This is a genomic window from Gracilibacillus sp. HCP3S3_G5_2, from assembly GCF_052063305.1.
GTDB lineage: Bacteria > Bacillota > Bacilli > Bacillales > Amphibacillaceae > Gracilibacillus.
This window is the reverse complement of the sequence record NZ_JBQHXU010000003.1, coordinates 281,681-302,700: the sequence shown is the minus strand read 5'-3', so window position 1 is coordinate 302,700 and position 21,020 is coordinate 281,681. Positions and strand designations below refer to the sequence as shown.

The 21,020-nt window shown below is 37.1% G+C and carries 21 protein-coding genes; 18 read left to right on the top strand and 3 right to left on the bottom strand.

Going from position 1 to position 21,020, the window contains the following annotated elements:
- The first annotated feature begins 18 nt into the window (after positions 1-18).
- The 5 genes from polX to uvrC all read left to right on the top strand — a co-directional run bounded on the left by polX (position 19) and on the right by uvrC (position 7,137).
- Positions 19-1,731 carry a DNA polymerase/3'-5' exonuclease PolX gene (gene polX / locus ACTNEP_RS06490; RefSeq protein ID WP_441160941.1) on the top strand — a complete coding sequence of 571 codons (1,713 nt, stop codon included), beginning with the start codon at positions 19-21 and terminating at the stop codon, positions 1,729-1,731.
- A 19-nt stretch (positions 1,732-1,750) separates the two neighbouring features.
- The gene (locus ACTNEP_RS06485) at positions 1,751-4,099 is read left to right on the top strand and encodes an endonuclease MutS2 (protein WP_441160940.1); all 2,349 of its coding nucleotides are present in this window, start codon (positions 1,751-1,753) and stop codon (positions 4,097-4,099) included.
- A 14-nt stretch (positions 4,100-4,113) separates the two neighbouring features.
- On the top strand, positions 4,114-4,521 hold the full coding sequence (locus ACTNEP_RS06480; protein WP_441160939.1) for a DUF350 domain-containing protein: 408 nt from the start codon (positions 4,114-4,116) through the stop codon (positions 4,519-4,521).
- A 357-nt stretch (positions 4,522-4,878) separates the two neighbouring features.
- Positions 4,879-5,193 (top strand): thioredoxin, encoded by a 315-nt coding sequence (trxA, locus tag ACTNEP_RS06475; protein WP_441160938.1) that lies wholly within the window; start codon positions 4,879-4,881, stop codon positions 5,191-5,193.
- A gap of 165 nt (positions 5,194-5,358) precedes the next feature.
- Positions 5,359-7,137, top strand: a complete 1,779-nt coding sequence (gene uvrC, locus ACTNEP_RS06470) for an excinuclease ABC subunit UvrC (protein WP_441161109.1) — start codon at positions 5,359-5,361, stop codon at positions 7,135-7,137.
- Between the two features lie 74 nt (positions 7,138-7,211).
- Here the strand turns inward: uvrC and ACTNEP_RS06465 are convergent, their stop codons facing one another.
- Entirely contained in the window at positions 7,212-7,637 is a 426-nt protein-coding gene (locus ACTNEP_RS06465) for a DUF2507 domain-containing protein (protein WP_441160937.1), read from the bottom strand.
- Positions 7,638-7,984: 347 nt separating this feature from the next.
- Between ACTNEP_RS06465 and ACTNEP_RS06460 the strand changes: the two genes are divergently transcribed.
- The 6 genes from ACTNEP_RS06460 (at position 7,985) to ACTNEP_RS06435 (ending at position 13,759) form a co-directional block, all read left to right on the top strand.
- Positions 7,985-8,593, top strand: coding sequence for a succinate dehydrogenase cytochrome b558 subunit (locus tag ACTNEP_RS06460; protein WP_441160936.1), 609 nt, complete (start codon positions 7,985-7,987; stop codon positions 8,591-8,593).
- Between the two features lie 31 nt (positions 8,594-8,624).
- The gene (gene sdhA / locus ACTNEP_RS06455; RefSeq protein WP_441160934.1) at positions 8,625-10,376 is read left to right on the top strand and encodes a succinate dehydrogenase flavoprotein subunit; all 1,752 of its coding nucleotides are present in this window, start codon (positions 8,625-8,627) and stop codon (positions 10,374-10,376) included.
- Between the two features lie 16 nt (positions 10,377-10,392).
- A complete protein-coding gene (gene sdhB / locus ACTNEP_RS06450; RefSeq protein WP_441160933.1) occupies positions 10,393-11,154 on the top strand; it encodes a succinate dehydrogenase iron-sulfur subunit in 762 nt (253 codons plus the stop codon).
- Between the two features lie 367 nt (positions 11,155-11,521).
- Positions 11,522-11,746 (top strand): helix-turn-helix domain-containing protein, encoded by a 225-nt coding sequence (locus ACTNEP_RS06445; RefSeq protein WP_441160932.1) that lies wholly within the window; start codon positions 11,522-11,524, stop codon positions 11,744-11,746.
- A 309-nt stretch (positions 11,747-12,055) separates the two neighbouring features.
- Positions 12,056-12,631: a TetR/AcrR family transcriptional regulator gene (locus tag ACTNEP_RS06440; protein ID WP_441160931.1), complete on the top strand. Its 576-nt coding sequence runs from the start codon at positions 12,056-12,058 to the stop codon at positions 12,629-12,631.
- 63 nt (positions 12,632-12,694) lie between these two features.
- Positions 12,695-13,759, top strand: a complete 1,065-nt coding sequence (locus ACTNEP_RS06435) for a serine hydrolase domain-containing protein (protein ID WP_441160930.1) — start codon at positions 12,695-12,697, stop codon at positions 13,757-13,759.
- A 174-nt stretch (positions 13,760-13,933) separates the two neighbouring features.
- Here ACTNEP_RS06435 and ACTNEP_RS06430 read toward each other — a convergent pair whose 3' ends face one another.
- Positions 13,934-14,998, bottom strand: coding sequence for a C45 family autoproteolytic acyltransferase/hydolase (locus ACTNEP_RS06430; RefSeq protein WP_441160929.1), 1,065 nt, complete (start codon positions 14,996-14,998; stop codon positions 13,934-13,936).
- Positions 14,999-15,149: 151 nt separating this feature from the next.
- Here ACTNEP_RS06430 and ACTNEP_RS06425 point away from each other — a divergent pair, with 151 nt between their 5' ends.
- From ACTNEP_RS06425 to ACTNEP_RS06415, 3 genes are all read left to right on the top strand, one after another.
- The gene (locus tag ACTNEP_RS06425; RefSeq protein WP_441160928.1) at positions 15,150-15,590 is read left to right on the top strand and encodes a hypothetical protein; all 441 of its coding nucleotides are present in this window, start codon (positions 15,150-15,152) and stop codon (positions 15,588-15,590) included.
- Between the two features lie 239 nt (positions 15,591-15,829).
- Entirely contained in the window at positions 15,830-16,252 is a 423-nt protein-coding gene (fosB, locus tag ACTNEP_RS06420) for a metallothiol transferase FosB (protein WP_441160927.1), read from the top strand.
- Between the two features lie 148 nt (positions 16,253-16,400).
- Positions 16,401-16,568, top strand: a complete 168-nt coding sequence (locus ACTNEP_RS06415) for a hypothetical protein (RefSeq protein ID WP_441160926.1) — start codon at positions 16,401-16,403, stop codon at positions 16,566-16,568.
- A gap of 158 nt (positions 16,569-16,726) precedes the next feature.
- Here the strand turns inward: ACTNEP_RS06415 and ACTNEP_RS06410 are convergent, their stop codons facing one another.
- Entirely contained in the window at positions 16,727-17,818 is a 1,092-nt protein-coding gene (locus ACTNEP_RS06410) for a hypothetical protein (RefSeq protein WP_441160925.1), read from the bottom strand.
- Positions 17,819-18,076: 258 nt separating this feature from the next.
- On the opposite strand from ACTNEP_RS06410, the gene ACTNEP_RS06405 reads away from it, so the two are divergent.
- The 4 genes from ACTNEP_RS06405 to ACTNEP_RS06390 all read left to right on the top strand — a co-directional run bounded on the left by ACTNEP_RS06405 (position 18,077) and on the right by ACTNEP_RS06390 (position 21,020).
- Positions 18,077-18,751, top strand: a complete 675-nt coding sequence (locus ACTNEP_RS06405; protein WP_441160923.1) for a hypothetical protein — start codon at positions 18,077-18,079, stop codon at positions 18,749-18,751.
- A gap of 161 nt (positions 18,752-18,912) precedes the next feature.
- Positions 18,913-19,500: a hypothetical protein gene (locus ACTNEP_RS06400; protein WP_441160922.1), complete on the top strand. Its 588-nt coding sequence runs from the start codon at positions 18,913-18,915 to the stop codon at positions 19,498-19,500.
- Positions 19,487-19,804, top strand: a complete 318-nt coding sequence (locus ACTNEP_RS06395) for a hypothetical protein (RefSeq protein WP_441160921.1) — start codon at positions 19,487-19,489, stop codon at positions 19,802-19,804. Before ACTNEP_RS06400 ends, ACTNEP_RS06395 begins: the two co-directional genes overlap by 14 nt.
- Positions 19,797-21,020, top strand: a complete 1,224-nt coding sequence (locus ACTNEP_RS06390) for a surface carbohydrate biosynthesis protein (protein WP_441160920.1) — start codon at positions 19,797-19,799, stop codon at positions 21,018-21,020. Before ACTNEP_RS06395 ends, ACTNEP_RS06390 begins: the two co-directional genes overlap by 8 nt.

Here is a 21,020-nt window from a genome sequence, read left to right as displayed (position 1 = left end):
AAAAGCGAGGGAAAGAAGATGTCTGTTAACAAAAAAGATGTCATCAAACTGTTAGAAAAAATAGCAACGTATCTTGAGTTGAAAGGAGAAAATCCTTTTAAAATATCTGCTTACCGTAAAGCGGCACAAGCACTAGAACGAGATGACCGTTCTTTAACAGAGATAGACGATTTTACGAAATTACAGGGAGTCGGCAAAGGAACGGCTGCGGTAATAAATGAATTTATCGAAAATGGCGAATCAGATACGTTACAGCAATTAGAGAAAGAAGTACCACAAGGATTAATACCACTATTAAATCTCCAAGGGCTTGGTGGTAAAAAAATGGCAAAACTCTATCAAGAGCTGAACATCGTAGATGAAACAACGTTAAGAGAAGCATGTGAACAAGGGGCACTTCGAGAGTTAAAGGGTTTTGGTAAAAAGACAGAAGAAAAGATAGTAGAAGCATTAAATAATGCTGGGAATAGACCTGAGCGATTACCGATTCCGATGGTGGTAGCAATAGTGGAGAAGATTGAAGCTTTTCTTCATACTATCGATGAGATCAAGCAATTTTCTATTGCGGGGAGTATGCGTCGTTTTCGGGAGACTGTGAAGGATCTGGATTTTATCATTGCAACGGATCAGCCGGAAGCAGTGCGTGAAAAGCTGTTACAATTTGAGGATCTGATTGATACAATTGCTGCCGGAGATACAAAAGTATCGATAGTAGTAGAGGGACGTTATGATATTAGTGTCGATTTCCGTTTAGTAACAGAGAAGGAATTTGCGACAACCTTACATCACTTCACTGGTTCCAAGGATCATAATGTTCTTATGAGGCAACTAGCAAAAGCACAAGGCAAAAAAATTAGCGAATATGGTGTGGAAGATATAGAAACTGGAAAAGTTGAAACATTTGCGACAGAAGCTGCATTTTATGAAAGCTTTGGACTTTTCTATATTCCGCCAGAGATACGTGAAGGAAAAGATGAAATAGAACTGGCTAAAGCTGAGTTTGATTTAGTTGATGAAGAGGCCATACGTGGAGACTTGCATATGCATACTACCTGGAGTGATGGTGCTCAATCGTTAGAGGAGATGGTGATTCGTGCCAAAGAAAAAGGCTATGAATATATAGCGATTACTGATCACTCCAAGTTTTTGCGTGTCGCCAATGGATTAAATGAAGAACGTCTAAGATTACAACGGAGAGAGATTGAACAAGTACAGGCTAAACACCCAGATATCCATATTTTTGCAGGTGTTGAAATGGATATTTTACCTGATGGCCGATTGGATTTTGATGATGACTTTTTACAAGAACTTGATTTTGTGATCGCATCGATTCACTCTAGTTTTAAGCAGCCTCAGGAAAAAATTCATGAACGTTTACTGCAGGCGCTTGAAAATCCACATGTCGATATGATTGCTCACCCAACTGGAAGACTCTTAGGACGAAGAGACGGCTATCCTGTTGATGTGGAATGGCTGATTCAAAAAGCTAGTGAAACGAATACGATGCTAGAATTGAACGCCAATCCAAATCGTCTGGATTTAGCAGCAAAGTGGGTAGAACAAGCACAACAACAAGGGGTGAAGATTGCGATTAATACTGATGCTCACAGTTATGCCATGTTAGAAGACATGACAACAGGTGTAGGAACAGCGAGAAGAGGGAAACTTAGTAAACAAGCCGTCGTTAACACGTGGACAAAAGCAGATTTAATGAAATATTTAGCGGAATAAATGGAAGGAGGTCCGTTTTATGAACACACGAATTCTTCATGTGTTAGAATTTCAAAAAATTATGGATCAACTAGCTGAACAAGCAGCTTCCTCGCTAGGAATCGAAAAAATACGCAAGCTAAAACCATCAACGGATCTCGATCAAGTTGTGAAATGGCATGAGGAAACAGACGAAGCCTATCATATCATCCGTTTAAAAGGAAATGTTCCGCTTGGAGGAATCGTTAATATTAAACCAAGTGTGAAAAGAGCAGTTATTGGGGGAATATTAAGTACACATGAGTGTCTCGATGTAGCAAGCACGATTTACGGCGGAAAACAACTGAAACTTTTTATTGATAAATTGGAGGATATCGAATTACCGATTATCCAAGGATTAGCTGATCAAATTGTCCCATTAAATGAATTAGAACGAGAAATTAAAAATTGTATTGATGATCATGGGCACATGATGGACGGGGCATCTGACAAGTTACGAGGCTTGCGTTCTAAAATGCGCACGAATGAAAATAAAGTACGTGATCGTTTGGATAACTTTACTAAAACAAAAGCAAAAATGCTATCAGACGCTATTATCACGATTCGTAATGACCGCTACGTATTACCGGTGAAGCAAGAATATCGCTCCGCTATCGGTGGGATTGTTCATGACCAATCAGCTTCAGGGCAAACATTGTTTATGGAACCACAATCGGTTGTAGAATTAAATAATCAATTACAAGCAGCACGAGTCGAAGAAAAAAGGGAAATCGAACGAATTTTGAAAGAGTTGTCCCAAAGAATTGCTGCTGATGAAGGATTTTTACGGCAAAATGTCGAAGCATTAGCGGAGATAGATTTCATATTTGCTAGAGCTAAATTGAGCCATCAAATGAAAGCAAGCAGGCCAAAGATGAATGACAAAGGTATCATTAAAATGAAACAGGCCCGCCATCCATTAATCTCTGTAGAGGAAGTTGTTGCCAATGATGTGGAATTAGGTGAAGATTTTACTGCTATAGTGATTACAGGGCCTAACACTGGTGGTAAGACGGTAACCTTGAAAATGGTTGGATTATGTACGCTAATGGCACAATCAGGCTTGCAGATTCCAGCGCAAGATGGTTGCGAGTTAGCGGTATTCTCAAATGTGTTCGCTGATATCGGAGATGAACAGTCGATTGAGCAGAGTTTAAGTACGTTTTCTTCTCATATGACAAACATCGTAGATATTTTAGATAGCTTTGATGAAAAATCTTTACTTTTATTTGATGAGCTAGGCGCAGGTACAGATCCACAGGAAGGTGCTGCACTTGCTATGTCGATTCTTGATTATGTGCTTAGTAAACGCGCTCGTGTGATTGCAACTACCCATTATCCAGAGTTGAAAGCATATGGCTATAACCGTGATGGTGTAATAAATGCATCGGTTGAATTCGATATTCAAACATTAAAGCCTACATATCGACTGTTAATAGGTGTACCTGGACGGAGTAATGCTTTTGAAATTTCCAAGCGCCTCGGTTTAAATGAATCGATCATTGAAGAGGCAAAAGGCCATATTGGCACCGATTCGAAAAGTGTCGAAAATATGATTGCTTCTCTTGAGGATTCCAGGCGCAAAGCGGAAACGGATTATGAGGATGCACATGTTATTTTAGAAGAAGCAGAACAGCTGAAACAAGACTTGGAAAAACAGTGGCAGCAATTTGAAAAAGACCGAGAAGCATTATACAAGAAAGCAGAGGAAAAGGCTGAGAAAGCAGTTATAAAAGCTCGTGAAGAAGCAGAAATGATCGTATCTGAGCTACGCAATTTGCAAACAGAAGCAGAGTTAAAAGAGCATGAGTGGATTGAAGCAAAAAAATTATTAAATGAAGCAAGACCTGATCTCACGAAAAAACAGGAGAAACACACTCCAACAATTGATGAAGACAAAGCGAAAGCGTTAAGACCAGGTGACGAGGTACGGTTGTTAACATTAGATCAAAAAGGGACGATAATAGAACAAACGGGAAAAAACGAATTTCAGGTTCAGGTTGGAATTATGAAGATGAAAGCCAAGCGAAAAGATCTGTTATTCATTAGAAGAGAAGAACCTCAAATGGAAAAACCATTAGCAACAGTTAGGGGCTCACAATATCATGTCAAACCAGAGTTAGATTTGCGTGGAGAGCGTTTTGAAGACGCCATACAGCAACTGGAGAAATATATTGATGATGCACTGCTTGCAGGCTATAATAAAGTTTCAATTATCCATGGAAAAGGTACCGGTGCTCTAAGAAAAGGTGTGAAGGATTTTGCCCGCAAGCATTCCAAAATAACAAGTGCACGTGATGGTGATATGGGTGAAGGCGGCCAGGGAGTCACAGTTCTAGAATTAAAATAAAAGGAGGCCATGTCATGTCTGACTTTTGGGGAAATATATTTGTAGAAACCGCAGCCCGATATAGTGTTGCCATACTTTGTTTAATATTATTTCTCGTTATTTTCGAGCTAGTCACTTCTTATAAGAATTGGGTGGAAATTAAACGAGGAAATTTAAGTGTTGCAATGGCAACAGGCGGAAAAATATTTGGAATTGCTAATGTTATTCGCTATTCAATCGAACACAATGATACTATCCTAGAAAGTATTGCATGGGGCGGGTTTGGCTTTTTATTACTACTATTTGGGTATTTTATTTTTGAATTTTTAACACCAACCTATAAAATCGATGAAGAGATTGCTAAGGATAACCGTGCTGTCGGTTTTATATCCTTGGTTATCTCCGTCGGATTATCCTATGTGATCGGGTCAAGTATTCAATAGGTGGGGCTGGTCATAACAAAAAGAAGGAATAGAAAATCTGAATGATTTGTCATAGCGGTGATGGAGTCGAGATACTAACTGTCGGATTTTCCTTACCATTATATTGTTCTAGCACCGTTAGCGAATATTTTTGGAGTTAGTGTCCGTTAAGCGCCGTGGTAAAGGAGTGGCATTGTGAAAACCTTAGCATATGTATTGATCGTTATTGCCGTCATCTTTTTAGCTGTTGGCATCTATTATGTAATGACTGTATAGTATATTGCTGTCATCATATAATAATGAATAAGCAAAGTATTAGGATGATTTTTTTGTCAATGTTATACTTGTAAAGAAATCGGAATAAAGGAGGAATTCTTAATGGCAATTGTAGCAGCAAACGATAGTACTTTTAGTAATGAAACTAGCGAGGGACTAGTATTAGCTGATTTTTGGGCTACTTGGTGTGGACCTTGTAAAATGATAGCACCAGTGCTAGAAGAAATAGATGGTGAAATGAGCGATACTGTTAAAATCGTGAAACTTGATGTAGATGAAAACCAAGAAACAGCTGGAAAATTTGGTGTTATGAGTATTCCAACATTGCTCCTCTTCAAAGATGGTGAAGTAGTGGACCAAGTAGTTGGATACCAGCCAAAAGAAGCACTAGTTGAATTAATCAACAAACACGCATAATCCAAACATGAGAATCCCTTATTATAGATCTCCTTCTATAATAAGGGATTCTTTACGGAAAGAGTTATTTTTTACTATAATATAATTTAGATTGAATAAATCCCTGAAGCAACAGCTTTTTATACATAGATAGAAATTTACGGAAAGTAAGGGGGGGAATAAATGGTGAACGAGCATATTAAAGAGAAATTAGCAGTATTGCCAGCACAACCTGGCTGTTATTTGATGAAGGATAAGCATGGAACTGTTATCTATGTGGGGAAATCAAAAATTCTACGTAACAGGGTTCGTTCTTATTTTATTGGAGCAAACGATCAAAAAACCCAGCGACTTGTTCGTGAGATCAGAGATTTTGAATATATCGTGACAAGTTCGGAAATAGAAGCATTAATTTTGGAAATGAACCTGATCAAAAAATACGATCCAAAATATAATGTGCTGTTGAAAGATGACAAATCGTACCCATTTTTAAAAATTACAAATGAACGGCATCCACGTTTGATTATTACGAGAAAAGTCAAAAAGGACAAGGGGAAATACTTTGGGCCATATCCTAACGTACTAGCGGCAAGAGAAACGAAAAAATTGTTAGACCGGTTATATCCTTTGCGAAAATGTAACAATCCGAAAGGGCGCCATTGTCTCTACTATCATATGGGCCAATGTTTAGCATGTGCGGACACTCCACCTTCTAAGGAAGAATATCAAAAAATCACCCAAGAGGTCTCCAGTTTTTTAAACGGTGGACACGGGAAAATAAAAGCGGAGTTAAAAGATAAAATGATAGCAGCTTCAGAAGCGTTAAATTTTGAGCGTGCAAAGGAATTTCGTGACTTAATCCAGCATATTGAAGCGGTAATGGAACAACAGAAAATGACGATGAAAGATCAGGTGGATCGTGATGTATTTAATTTTAGCTATGACAAAGGCTGGATGTGTGTACAGGTTTTCTTCATCCGTCAGGGGAAATTAATTGAACGCGATGTTTCATTGTTCCCTTTTTATGATGAGGCAGAGGAAACGTTCCTTAGTTTTATCGGTAGTTTTTATATGCACCACCATCATCCGAAACCTAAACAAATTCTTGTACCAATTCCGACAGATGTTGAGTTATTAAAGCAATTATTAGAGGTAGATGTTCATATTCCGATGCGAGGTCGCAAGAAAGAGTTAGTAGAATTAGCAAAGAAAAACGCGGAAATTGCCTTAGTAGAGAAATTCAGCTTAATAGAACGGAATGAAGAACGGACTATTCGTGCAGTGGAAAGTCTGGGTGAAAAACTGCATATAGAAACCCCACACCGCATTGAGGCATTTGATAATTCGAATATCCAAGGGACGGACCCTGTTTCAGCTATGGTGGTTTTTATTGATGGGAAGCCAGCGAAGAAAGAATATCGTAAATATAAAATTAAAGACGTCGAAGGCCCGGATGATTATGAGACAATGCGGGAGGTTATTCGTAGACGGTATAAAAGAGTGTTAAAAGAAGGAGCACCACTTCCAGATTTAATCGTCGTTGATGGTGCAAAAGGTCAGATGTCAGCAGCTATTGATGTGTTGGAAAATGAATTAGGCTTGGACATTCCGTTATGCGGATTAGCGAAAGATGATAAGCACCGAACAAGTGAATTGTTGTATGGTGACCCGCCACAAGTAGTAGAACTGGATCGACGCTCACAGGAGTTTTATTTTATACAGCGAATACAAGATGAAGTCCATCGGTTTGCTATTACTTTTCACCGTCAGCTAAGGGGAAAGAGTGCTTTTCATTCTAAGTTGGATGATATCGAAGGAGTAGGTGCACAGCGGAAGAAATTGTTACTTACTCATTTTAAATCTGTTAAGGAAATAGAGCAGGCATCGGTTGACTCTATTGTGAAATTAGGGATTCCGAGGCCAGTTGCAGAGAAAATACTAAACCATCTTCAAGAAGAAGAATAAAGCCCCTTTTCGATCCCTCTCGGCGTTGGCCACAAAGTGTGGCCACATTAGCCAATCAGTCGAAATGGGGGCTTTTAATTATGTAAAACATGGAAAATAACTTGTTCTTTTTTGATTTCAGCTACACATTCACAGTCTTTATCCGTTATGCGATAAATCGCTTCCGCTAAAAATCCAGCTTCGAGCTGAAAGTCAATATTTTCTATAGTTTGCAGGCGGGCTTTAATTAAATCGCCGCTTAGTTCATAGATAAATCCACTTCGCTTTTCTTGCATTAACAATAAATCTCCCCAGCCAACAAATTGAAAAAATTCCTTGATCTCTTCTGCTGATGCACATTCTGCTTGTCTGGCCAAATTTTTGCCCATAACATATAAAATTAGATCGGAATCCTGACCAAGCATATCAGGTAATCCGATATATCGGATTAAATCATAACCACTGCTCGTTGTTTGAAGATTCGCTAGTACAGTAGCAATGTTTGTCTTTTTATTTGTCACTTAATTTTGTCCCCTCTCTTACTCATTCAAACCTAACAATCTATGTAACTATTATCTCTTTTTTTTGCTATTTCTGCAATCGTTCGAAAGTAACTTTCTTTATATTTGAGTAATATATTCGACAATTTGGAAAGAAAAAGAATTCGTTTTCTTGACGCTTTTTCCTGATAGAAGTACAATAGTTGTGGTACCAATATACGAATTTCTTTGGATGGGATGTCTCGTTAAAAGGGATGAAACGAAAGAAAAATCCACATAACGGGATGTAAAGCGCTTTAACAAATAGAGTGCTAGAGAAAAGAAGCGTATGTTGAATATGATTTGAACTAGAGGGGGGTACACAGAAGGTGGAGAATAGGGAATTTTTTTATCGCAGGTTACATTCATTACTAGGGGTTGTGCCAATCGGGATCTTTTTAATTCAGCACTTGGTTGTCAACCATTTTGCTGTATATGGACCTGAAAGCTTTAACAAAGCAGCCCATTTTATGCATGAATTACCATTCCGTATCGTACTTGAAATCTTTATTATTTTTCTTCCTATTATCTTCCACGCCGTATTAGGTGTGTATATTGTATTTGTTGCGAAAAATAATGTAGGAAGGTATGGATTCTTCCGTAATTGGATGTTTTATCTGCAACGAATCACAGGTATTATCACACTTGTATTTATTGTGTGGCACGTATGGGAGACACGCGTACAAATTGGAATGGGAACGAAAGAGTTGGATTACAGCCTAATGGAAAATATATTGGCTAATCCTATCATGTTCTGGTTTTATGTGATCGGTGTAGTTTCTACTACATTCCATTTTGCGAATGGTTTGTGGAGCTTCTTAGTAAGCTGGGGAATTACCGTTACACCACGCTCGCAAAAAATTGCTACATATGCAACATTATTAGTATTTTTAGCAGTAACATATATCGGTATTCGCGCATTATTCGCGTTCGTTTAATAAGTAGTAGGAGTAAAGGGAGTGAGTATATATGAGTGATCGCAATATTATTATTGTTGGTGGTGGTCTAGCAGGTTTAATGGCCACAATTAAAGCAGCAGAAGCAGGTGTACATGTCGATCTGTTATCAATTGTACCTGTGAAAAGGTCTCACTCAGTTTGTGCACAAGGTGGAATTAACGGAGCAGTAAATACAAAAGGAGAAGGCGATTCTCCTTGGGAACACTTTGATGATACAGTTTACGGTGGTGACTTTTTAGCCAATCAACCACCAGTAAAAGCAATGTGTGAAGCTGCGCCTGGAATTATACATATGCTGGATCGAATGGGAGTAATGTTTAACCGTACGCCAGAAGGTTTACTAGACTTCCGTCGCTTCGGTGGTACACAGCATCACCGTACAGCATATGCTGGCGCGACTACAGGACAACAATTATTATATGCTTTAGATGAGCAAGTTCGTCGCTATGAAGTACAAGGTTTGGTAACAAAATATGAAGGCTGGGAATTTGTTTCGGCTGTGATTGATGACGAAGGAATTGGCCGCGGTATTATCGGGCAAAACATTAAATCTCACGAATTAAAGGCTTTTAAGGCGGATGCTACTATTTTTGCTACTGGTGGACCTGGTATTATTTTTGGTAAATCTACTAATTCTGTTATCAATACTGGTTCTGCAGCTGCAGCTCTTTATTTACAAGGTGCAATTTACGCAAATGGTGAGTTCATCCAAATCCACCCAACAGCCATTCCAGGTGACGATAAACTTCGTTTGATGAGTGAATCTGCTCGTGGTGAAGGTGGTCGTGTTTGGACTTATAAAGATGGAGAACCATGGTATTTCTTAGAGGAGAAATATCCAGCATATGGTAACCTTGTGCCTCGTGATATTGCAACACGTGAAATTTTTGATGTGTGTGTTAATCAGAAATTAGGTATCAATGGCGAAAACATGGTATACCTTGACCTTTCTCATAAAGATCCGAAAGAATTAGATATTAAACTTGGTGGTATCATTGAAATTTACGAGAAGTTTGTTGGGGAAGACCCTCGTAAAGTACCAATGAAAATCTTCCCAGCCGTTCACTACTCCATGGGTGGACTGTGGGTTGATTACGACCAAATGACCAATATTCCAGGTATTTTTGCTGCTGGTGAGTGTGATTACACACAACACGGGGCAAACCGCTTAGGTGCTAACTCATTATTATCATCTATCTATGGTGGTATGGTGGCAGGACCTAATGCGATTAACTACATGGATGGTCTGGAAAAAACAGTTGAAGATGTATCTTCGGCTATCTTTGATGAGCAATTAAAACAAGAAGAAGATAACTTCGAAGCGTTATTAAATATGCGTGGTAGTGAAAATGCCTATCAACTCCATAAAGAATTAGGAGAATGGATGACTGATAACGTAACAGTAGTACGTGAAAATGAAAAACTATTAAAAACAGATGAAAAAATCCAAGAATTACTAGAACGTTGGGAAAATATTAATATGGATGATACATCTCGTTGGAATAACGCTGGTGTTATGTTTACTCGTCAATTAAAGAATATGCTGCAGTTAGCACGTGTAATTACACAAGGAGCATATAACCGTAATGAAAGCCGTGGAGCACATTACAAACCAGAATTTCCTGATCGTAATGATGAAGAATGGCTTAAAACAACAAAGGCATCTTATGACGAAGCAAATAATGCGCCAAAATTTGAATATGAAGATGTGGATGTATCATTAATTAAACCGAGAAAACGTGATTACAGTAAGAAAAAATAAAAGGGGGTAGCGAGGAATGGCAGAGGAAACCTTTACGCTGATTGTAACTCGTCAAGACAGCCCTGATTCTCCTCCTTATGAGGAGACTTTCAAGGTAAATTATCGTAAAAATATGAATATTATCTCCGCATTAATGGAAACTCAAAGAAACCCAATTAATGCAAATGGAGAACGTGTAGCACCAGTTCAGTGGGAATCCAATTGTTTGGAAGAAGTTTGTGGAGCATGTTCAATGGTGATTAATGGGGAACCACGTCAAGCTTGTTCCACGCTTGTAGATAAATTAGAACAACCAATCCGTGTAGCACCAATGTCGACATTCCCGGTTGTTCGTGACTTAGTCGTAGACCGTAGTCGTATGTTCGACTCCTTGAAAAAGGTAAAAGCGTGGATCCCAATTGATGGAACACACGATCTTGGCCCTGGTCCAAGAATGCCAGAGAAAAAACGTCAATGGGCATATGAATTGTCTAAATGTATGACATGTGGTGTTTGCTTAGAAGCATGTCCGAACGTAAACAGCAAGTCCGACTTCATTGGACCTGCGCCATTGTCACAAGTACGTCTGTTCAATTCTCATCCTACTGGTGAGATGAATAAGAGCGAACGTCTCGAAGCATTAATGGAAGATGGCGGTCTCGCAGGATGTGGTAACTCACAAAACTGTGTCCAAGTTTGTCCAAAAGGTATTCCTTTAACAACTTCGATCGCAGCACTCAACCGTGATACGAACATCCAATCATTTAAAAACTTCTTCGGAAGCGACAACGCGTATTAAATCGATTCGAAAAACCCTTCTCCGCTATGGAGAAGGGTTTTCTGTTGGTTCTGTTGGAATGGAAGTTGCCAGTAAAGTGCTAAAAGTTGCAAGTAAACACTACGGAGCTGCCAGTAAAGTAGTAAAAGTTGCTAGTAAAACATACGGAGCTGCCAATAAAATTGATAAAAGATGTACTTTACACATCAATTTTCTATTCAAGCGTAAGTAATGAATGTAAGTATAATAATCATACGATCAAAAAAACTTGTTGCCAATTTAGACGTTTGTAGAGCACACCTTTTCTGTGGTTAACATATTATAAGATTGACTAAGTAATTACCCTCTTATTTTCAACGCCCTAAAGTTAGCAAGGAGGGGTTCACATTTGAAGGATAATGACTACAAGCCGAAGCAATTATTAACGAAACGGGAAAGAGAAGTGTTTGAACTATTAGTACAGGACAAAACAACAAAGGAAATCGCCGAAGAGTTGTTTATTTCGCAAAAAACTGTGAGGAATCATATCTCAAATGCCATGCAGAAGTTGGGTGTAAAGGGGCGCTCACAAGCTGTAGTGGAATTATTGCGAATGGGCGAGTTAGAGCTTTAGATGAAAACCAGTTATTCTACATATGGAATAACTGGTTTTTCTGTTGGTGCAATAGTACAGTACATATAGTAGTTATAAAACAGGTGAATGTTACTAGTAAAAAACTAAAAATCATGAGAAATAACCTACAGCATCCTCATCCAGGATAAATTCGATCTTTTTCACAATCACTAAAAATAACTTTTTAGTCTATGGTTATAAAAGCCTTTACAAATTTTCATCACCATGTATAATTAATGATATATATCAATAGTTATATATCAAATTGTTATATACTAAAAAATTGTAATCATAGAAGGAGTGACTGTCATGCCACCCAAAAATAAATTTTCCAAGGAACAAATTGTTGATGCTGCTTTTAACATAGCTAAAATAGATGGGATCGACAGTATTACCATAAGGAAGGTCGCCGACCAATTAGGAAGTTCGATTGCCCCTATTTATGTTAATTTCAATGAGGTGGAAGAACTGAAACAGGCAGTGGTTAAAAAGATCGTAGATGTAAGTCAGCAGATGTTAAAAGAACAAAATACCGGAAACCCATTCGGCGATATAGGCTATGCCAGTCTTCAGTTTGCAAAGGATTTCCCTATGCTGTTCAGAGATTTTGTGATGAAACCAAATGATTATTTGTTGGATTATGATCAAGAGATGGGGGATGAACTTGTCGCCCACATGAAAAAAGATCCGGAGCTTGAAGGTTTCACAGACCAGGAACTCAAGATTATTTTATTTAAAATGAGAGCTTTTCAAATCGGTCTATCTGTCATGCTTGCTAATGGTTTGCTTCAAGAGAAATTCGATTTAGAAAAAATGAAAAAGATTTTAGACAGTGTTGCTGAAGATGTTGTGACTGCTACTCGTCAACGAAAGAAAAAGGGTTAGAAACGAGGAAGAAGAGCTCAACAGTCTTCTCGAATCCATTACGTCAAACAGGAGGACCTAACAATGGTCAAAAATTTGAATGAATCGTTTCTTCATCAGACTGTCAAGCAAATGATTAAAAAAAGAAACAATTTCGGAGCTGTGCTTTGTGTCGAACCAGGCGACAATGATTTCTCTTGGGTCGGTGCAGCGGGTAACATGGAGAGAGATGATCAATATTTTATTGCTAGTGTTACAAAATTATACGTAACAGCAGTTGTTTTGAAATTACAGGCGGAAAATAGATTACAATTGGAAGATCAGATAGCAAACTATTTATCTGAAGATATCGTTCGTGGTATTCACGTTTTAGGTGGGGTTGATTATTCCAAGGACATTACCATTAAACATTTGATTTCCAATACATCTGGTATACCGGATTATTTCGCCTATAAACAATTCAATGGTCAAACAGTTGCTTCAGAGCTCTTCAATGGCAAAGATCAGGATTGGTCATTAGAAAAAACATTGGCTTTAGTAAAAAAACTAAAACCAATGTTTAAGCCAGGACAAAGTTGGAAAGTCAATTATTCAGATACAAACTATCAACTTCTTGGAAGAATTATTGAGAACATTACTGGGTTGAACATTTCAAAAGTGTTTCAAATGTTGATCTTTGATGAGCTGCATCTATCAAAAACGTATGTATATGATGATATAAATGATACCAAACCTGTGTCTTTCTACTACAAATCCAATCCTTTACATCTCCCATTGTATATGTCTTCCATTGCCCCAGAAGGGGGTATCGTGTCGACTGCTAAGGAAACGATGATATTTTTAAAAGCTTTTTTCAATGGTCATTTTTTTCCAAAGGAGGAACTGGAAGAACTCAAGCAATGGAATTTAATCTTTTTACCTGGTCAATTCTTTTATGGCATTGGATTGGAAAAGCTATGGGTGCCACGAATCGTCTCGCCGTTGAAACCGATTAAGGAAATACTAGGATTTTGGGGGCAGACTGGTTCCTTTGCCTTTTATAATCCTGAGCGAGATCTATATTTTACAGGTACGATCAATCAAAGTAGCGGTTATGGTCATAGCGCAGCTTTCAAAGCGATGATAAGAATAATTAAAGCAAGCTCCTAACATATATATCCATTCGGAGAAGAAAAAATTAGTACACAGTCATATAGAGATGAAACGCTCTAGTATAATAATCATATTTGCTATCAAGAAGTTAGGTGAAAACCAGTTATTCTACATATGGAATAACTGGTTTTTCTGTTGCTTAATACATATCTAACAACTTGATTTATCACTCTACTTTTTAAACCAATCTGCCCGTTCCATATGTAAGAAAGGAATATCTGTATCAACTTCTCCTTCAATCCGCTCTACGGGGAAATCGTTCCCTGTTAGCCATTCACTAAAATCAAATATAGCTGGTTTCTTATCTCCGCCTAGGGCAATCCATGAAGATAATGAATGTGGGAAATAGGCCGATGTATGTATCGTACCTGCCCAATTATGGTATTGCTTGGAAAAAAGATCCTGATCGGAATCGTTCAACATCCGGAAGGCTTCTCTTCCTGTTAAAACGGTATCATGCTTATCATTCATAGCTGTTAATCGCTTGTTTGAATCATCCAAGTGATAACGGTTTTCTTTTTTCATTATCTCAAAATGATTGGTACATGTGTTACCTTCTCGTACTTCTACTCCACGAGGCGATGTTTCGACAATAGTTGCCACATCACTTTCGCCATCAAACAATACATAACTGAATGAACCACGGTGAGGAAGTTCTTTTAATAATTCAACTGCTTCTGAAATGTTGGCGCAGAGTTCTAGAACAAGTCTACCTACCATGTGACAGACAAATCCATCTCCAGGACGCTTTCGGTTAATAAACGTATATCCTAAAACAAGTCCTTTTTCATTCATGCCATCACTTCTTCCAGTTACACGTTGACTGACACCAATCGATGCATAACCGTGATCTACCGGTTGGTATACAACAAAACGGCCGTCATAGGTTTTAGGATGATAATCATAGTTGCGAATCATATAATCCTTACCGACAAAAATCGAACAACCTGACCGCTGTACGTTCAATCGGTAGCCACCGAATTCAAGCAATACGCGTTCCATCGGCCATTCCAAAGCATCCTGTAATCCTTCTAATTCCTCCCAAATGAACGAGCCCAATTGCTGAAATATTGATTTGGTTTCTTTCACATTAATAATAAAACGAGGTATTCGGACTTTCCACTGTCTATCTCGGTTTAGTACTAGAAAGGAGTTTTTTAATTGTTGTCCTTGCATATAACCGAATTGATAATGTGGACCTCGGAATTGGATCACTTCTGTATATATCTGCTTCATAATACACCCCAACGCTTTGAATTTTAATCGATAATGTTCATTATAATCTATATGGAATTATTGAAAAAGGAGATTATTTATATAATAATGGAAAAAAGGTTATATTAACAAATATATCCATCAAGATCTACTTCAGCTTGGGAGTGATTTTTTGCGAATTACATTTAACCCCGATATAAAATGGAAAAAATATATGATTAACTGGTCACTATATGTACTCGGTATTGTTATCGTAGGGATGATTATGTCTTTCAACTTAAGTAATACTAGATTAATTATTGCGATTATCCTATATGGATTATTAATTTTATTTGCTATCAGTCGGATGTTTTTTTATTTTAAATTACCAAGTAAAGTGTATTTAAGAGTGGAAAAGGACTACATATCCTTGTATCGTCCAAATTTAATTTCACATAAGAAAATTGAATATCGAGATGTCAACCGTATCGTTGAAAGAAAAGATCAGATCTTATTAATCATGGACAACGGAAAAGAAGAGCAAATACAAAAAGAATGGTTAACAGAAGGAGATTTGAAAAAACTGATAGCAGAATTGCAAGCTATATTTGGAGAAAAAGCATTTTTGAGTTAAGAAAAATAAATGATCAATAAATTAAAGTAAAGAAGGATTTTATGATGGAAGAAGAGTAGGTTATTTGTTCAATAAAACAAACAGTCAAGATAACAAGTGCTATCTTGACTGGTGCTGGGAAAACTACCAAATTATGAAACTATTAAAGGCGTGGAGGTAAAATATGATTTACCTATTAATGTTCCCGACTGTGATCTAGTTATGAAGGCATTATTAACTCTGGAAAGGGGCTTAATTCAATGAAAATCGATGGAATCAATCATTTTTGCATCTCTGTTTCTGATCTCGAGAGATCGATAAAGTTTTATCAAGAAGTTTTTGATGCGAAATTATTAGTAAAAGGTATCAACACTGCCTACCTAGATCTAGTAGGGCACTGGTTTGCTCTTAATCTTGAAAAAGATATTCCACGGAATGAAATTCACCGATCCTATACGCATATGGCTTTCTCTATCGAAGAGCACGAATTTGAACTTGCAGTAGAGAAATTAACGCAATTAAATGTGAATATTTTAAAAGGAAGAGAAAGAGATCTTAAAGATAAAAAATCGATTTATTTTACCGATCCCGATGGCCATAAATTTGAGTTTCATACAGGTACGTTAAAAGATCGCCTCGATTACTACAAACAAGATAAACAACACATGACCTTTTACGATTAATGCCATGCCTGCAAGATGGACGATAGTATGTCCTATTCTTCAAGGGAGTAATTTTCACCCGATAAAAAGCCTTTGTTACCTCTCGGATACAAAGTGTTAAAATGATTAAGAAGCTATTTATAACTATACATAAGAAAGGGGACTAATAATGAATTATTTCTTCTATTCTCTATACGGAGTGATTCTTGCGATCGTTTCCATTATTACTGGTGAAATCATTACTTTTATCATGTTAGGTTTTATTTTAATAGCACTTCAAAATATTCATCGTTCATTAAAAGAGTTACTTAAAGTTCAGCAAGAAAAGAGTCAATAATATTTAGAAGCGTTCATTGTAACTCATGGAGATTGTTACTTCTTTATTGATTTTTTCTTGGTATGGTGAAGGAACAGCTTTCGTAGTAGGCTGGATATGAAAACAGCTAAAACCTGTTCCTTCCCTTTTTGGATTGATTTCACCGTAGTGTATAGAAATTATTTTTTCCATAATGATTTTGCTAATAACCATGTTTTTTTGATACCATTTGGTGAGCTGTTTTCTTCATTTTTTTCTGTAGCCTCATCGGTTTCAACAGCTTTGTCTGGTTGTGGAGTAACAGTAAGTGTTTGTTTTTCTTGTGCAACTGTTGAAGGCGGTACGGTATTTGTTGATTCTTGGGAAATAGATAATTCCGGAGTCGTAGAGGTAGCCTCTCGTTTGACATCATGCTCTTGCTGTTGGTTAGGTTGTACACGATCTGGAAGTTGGGTATTCTTTTCCATTTCTTTGTTAGTTGTTACTGTATTATCTTTTTTCTCGACTTTTATTTCTCCATCTTTCCTACTAGCATCTTTCCCTTTTGCTCCATCTGTCACACTTTCAGGAGCAACTTTTGCTGTTCTCTTTTTTATAATAATATTCTTATTTAATTCGTATTTTGAATTGTGGAAAATTTTCCTGCCGTTTTCTACCCTAATCATTTTAGTACCTTCAGATTGCTGATGCGTTTTTGGATTGGTCATCATCCTATTATTAGGCGGGGGAGATAGATGACTTTTAGCCTTTGGTGCATTCAACATATTTTGAAGTTGTCGATATTCACTTCTTCGGCTTTTTATTTGTTGATTGCTGGGAGAAGCTTGTAGCTTGTTGGTGACTTGCTGGAACTCTTTTTTCTGTTCCTGTATTTTCTTTTTTACTTCCTGTAATTCTGTGTCTGTATTTCCAATTATTTGATCTATTTTTTCCAGTAATTCATTAATACGTATTTCTTTCACATCATCTTTTATACTGTGAACATCTTTTTTTAATTGTTGAATGGAGTGGTTAATTGCATGGATCTGAGCAGCCATTTTCTGTTCCTTCTGTTCATAGTGCTCTGTTTGCTTTTGATAGGTTTCTTCCATAGCCTTCATTTCTCCTTTATAGTTAGCTAATTCTTCTTTCATTGCTTCTACATCTTCCTGAGTTTCCATATATAAGATAAAATCATCTTCATTCCAAGTTTCTATGGCTTTTTTATAAACGTCGAGATCTCGCTTTAATTTTTCAACTTCTTCATAATTATAGAGCCTATATTGATACATGACGATTCACCCTTTTCACTGCACATTAATATAATATTGATGAAACACCAATTCGTGACAAATGTGCTGTTTTATTCAGATTTATAAGCTGGTACTGAAGAAACTCATGGTTGTCTTTCGATTGCGGAATCTTTTTTATCATATGATATTCACCTAACTTCCCAAATATCATGATATTTCCGCAAATTCACTAAAACATTTTTTGGTGTATTGTCATAGGCTATATGGACAGTAATCTTATTTGGAGGTGTTTGCTCGATGCAAATGGATAATCTAACAGGAGGGCAGGAGCTTCTGTGTATTAATACAGAGAAGGTATACGACTGGATCTTAAATGAAGCTACATTTGATCTAAACTTACCAGACTTAGAATTACCAATTAACCCGGTAACTGGTGACCAGCTGGAATGTGATGATATTGATTTAGATACAGTGTCATGTGTAGTTGCTCCTGCGGAAACGGATCCAATTGTTATATTGGACCGTGAAGACCAAGTATTTATCGTAGACGATGAAGAAGTAACATTACAAATTGTTAACATTCGCAAAAATTTTGACGTAACAGTTTTTGTAAACTTAGTGCCAGCACTTGGCGGAACACAGGTAGAAGTCGGTACAGCAGAATTTACACGTTGTGAACAAGTAATTCTTTGTGCGCCAGATGGAACAGACATAAATGTAACGTATACAGATTTAGATTGCTTTGTATGTACTGCTGTATGTGATGAAGGTACGACAACTGAGGCAGATGAATTAGATGTTACCTTAACTGTTCGTCTATGCCAAAGCATTCAATCTACTTTTGGTGTAACATTAGAGCTTGTAGCGGAATTCTGTCAACCACGTGATATTCTACCATTCCCACCATGCCCGGCACCTACGATTCCAGCACAATGCCCAGTGGTTTTCCCTAGTAACGCGAATAACGGCTAAATCATCAACATAGGGATAAAGAGAGGGAAAATCCTCTCTTTCTTTTTTTGTTTAAGCAGGTGAGATAACCATAACCCGATTACTCTCAAAAAGAGAGAGAAGGTTGTTGTGTTTCTTTTTTTCAACTCAAAGTGATCATGATAAATGGAAGAGGTGTGATGATGTCTAATCAACAAGAAATAGAACAAAAATTAATCGATTGGCAAGAGGAGCAATCATCTTATTTAGAACAAATAAAAGGTTTGATTCAAGATTTAAACGTATCAGAACAATTGAAAGTTATATGTTATTTTACGTTTTCCTTTCAACTGGCTCATCAAGAAGAGAAGGAGAATTATCTTATCGGTTCCTTTCATATTCAAAATGTAGGAGATAAAGCCTTAACCAACCCACATATTGGGCTGAAGATTACTTCTAACATTGACTTTCAATTTTCCGGGAAATATCTCTATCAAAACTCCAAGCAAGCACGAGTATTGGCGAATGCTTGGGAGCGAATTAATGAACCATCTGACAATAAAGAAATTTGGCTCAGACCTATACAAAAACAGACGATACAACCAGGCGAGACATTAACTTTTTCCAATTTCCAAATCAAATGGATTCCCAACACTACATACTCGGGAATGATCCAAGGTTTTACTTATGGAAATGAGCTACCTGATGGTATGAATGCATTGAATCAAATTAATGTAAAAGGTTCAGTAGCAGATCGACAACTGGAGGGCGATCTAGATGAAAAAAAATAAAAGAGACCAGCATTCATTGGATATAAATGATATGATTAGCCAATATATGAAAGATTTTATCCACCGTATCGGTGATGACGAATATAAAAATAATAATAGTTTTATCTATTTGGAAAATGAAACCTTGCACTTATTATTCATGTATTTGTTTATGACTGATAACAGTAATAGTGTAGATAGGAGTAATCTGAATTTATCAAAATTAGCAGAGACACTGGATCGGTATATAGAGAGTAATCGTCAAGGGTATGAAGAGATCATTCAGTTATTAAAAGGTCGAACCCGGAGTAGTGAAAATGACTGATAGATGGTTGTATTTACCAATAGAAGTGAAGGTGCGTGAACTGGATGCAAAACTACTCCTTTCATATTACGCGATTCACCAAGGATATCAAGTAATTATTGGTGATCTTCCAACTGTTGCAGAGACTGCAGCAAACTATCCATCCGGTATTTACTTCGCAAAAGGTGGTCCAAAGGGCTTTCGGAAGCGAATGGTCACAAATGCAGTAGAAAATGGTCAAACTGTTGTAGAGCTGGATGAAGAGGGATTATTAATCGATCCCAAACAATATATACGTGACAGAATGAGAAAAGATATTTTACAACTTGTAGAACATGAGTATTGTTGGGGAGAGTACCAAAAGCAAGTTATTAGCAACGCTTATCCTGATATGGCTTATAAGTGTCACATAGTTGGTAACCCACGCTTTGATTTATTAAAGCCTAAATTTCATTACTTATATCAGCAAGAAGTAAAAAATCTCCAAAGAGAATATGGTGAATTTATTTTAGTCAACACAAGGTTCTCTTTATATAATTCAGTTAAAGGGAAGAAGGACACGGTCTTTGTCCAACATATTAAGGAACTATATGAATCTTTTTTAGAAATGATTAAACAAACTTCAAAACATTTTCCACATGTAAATATTGTTATTCGGCCCCATCCAGCTGAGAATATTCTTTCATATCGTAAGGTGTTCCAAAACAATCCAAACGTCCATGTAGTCCATGAGGGGGGGATTATTAAGTGGTTATTGGCAGCGAAAATCATCATTCATAATGGTTGTACCTCGGGTATCGAAGCATTTCTTTTGGATAAGCCTGTGATTGTTTATCTACCTTTTGAAACAAAAGAAATAGAGCTGCCGAATCTATTAGGTTTCAGGGCAAGAACCATTGCAACAATATTTGATAAAATAGAACAGCTCCTATACCATCCAACGATTACGCCTGGTGATGATAGGTTGTATCATTATTGTAAATGGGAAAAAGAAAATTATTCTGTGGACCATATTTTAAATTTATGTAATGCTATTTCGTTACCATCACCACCTCATAGCATTTCGAACGCAATAAGCAAACAGAAAAAAAGTAGACGAAAGCAAAAGCGAAAATTTTCTTTAACTGAAGAAGAAATTACTTCTTTTTACAGAAAATTGGATGATATAGAGCAACAATCCTTTAACAAAACGATTCAACAGATTTCCCCTCATGTTTTCCATATAAGCATGATTTAA

Bases quoted from the DNA above. Each gene is read 5' to 3' on its own strand.
- polX (WP_441160941.1), top strand. From the start codon at position 19: ATGTCTGTTAACAAAAAAGATGTCATCAAACTGTTAGAAAAAATAGCA.
- ACTNEP_RS06485 (WP_441160940.1), top strand. From the start codon at position 1,751: ATGAACACACGAATTCTTCATGTGTTAGAATTTCAAAAAATTATGGAT.
- ACTNEP_RS06480 (WP_441160939.1), top strand. From the start codon at position 4,114: ATGTCTGACTTTTGGGGAAATATATTTGTAGAAACCGCAGCCCGATAT.
- trxA (WP_441160938.1), top strand. From the start codon at position 4,879: ATGGCAATTGTAGCAGCAAACGATAGTACTTTTAGTAATGAAACTAGC.
- sdhA (WP_441160934.1), top strand. From the start codon at position 8,625: ATGAGTGATCGCAATATTATTATTGTTGGTGGTGGTCTAGCAGGTTTA.
- sdhB (WP_441160933.1), top strand. From the start codon at position 10,393: ATGGCAGAGGAAACCTTTACGCTGATTGTAACTCGTCAAGACAGCCCT.
- ACTNEP_RS06440 (WP_441160931.1), top strand. From the start codon at position 12,056: ATGCCACCCAAAAATAAATTTTCCAAGGAACAAATTGTTGATGCTGCT.
- ACTNEP_RS06435 (WP_441160930.1), top strand. From the start codon at position 12,695: ATGGTCAAAAATTTGAATGAATCGTTTCTTCATCAGACTGTCAAGCAA.
- ACTNEP_RS06430 (WP_441160929.1), bottom strand. From the start codon at position 14,998: ATGAAGCAGATATATACAGAAGTGATCCAATTCCGAGGTCCACATTAT.
- fosB (WP_441160927.1), top strand. From the start codon at position 15,830: ATGAAAATCGATGGAATCAATCATTTTTGCATCTCTGTTTCTGATCTC.
- ACTNEP_RS06415 (WP_441160926.1), top strand. From the start codon at position 16,401: ATGAATTATTTCTTCTATTCTCTATACGGAGTGATTCTTGCGATCGTT.
- ACTNEP_RS06410 (WP_441160925.1), bottom strand. From the start codon at position 17,818: ATGTATCAATATAGGCTCTATAATTATGAAGAAGTTGAAAAATTAAAG.
- ACTNEP_RS06405 (WP_441160923.1), top strand. From the start codon at position 18,077: ATGCAAATGGATAATCTAACAGGAGGGCAGGAGCTTCTGTGTATTAAT.
- ACTNEP_RS06400 (WP_441160922.1), top strand. From the start codon at position 18,913: ATGTCTAATCAACAAGAAATAGAACAAAAATTAATCGATTGGCAAGAG.
- ACTNEP_RS06395 (WP_441160921.1), top strand. From the start codon at position 19,487: ATGAAAAAAAATAAAAGAGACCAGCATTCATTGGATATAAATGATATG.
- ACTNEP_RS06390 (WP_441160920.1), top strand. From the start codon at position 19,797: ATGACTGATAGATGGTTGTATTTACCAATAGAAGTGAAGGTGCGTGAA.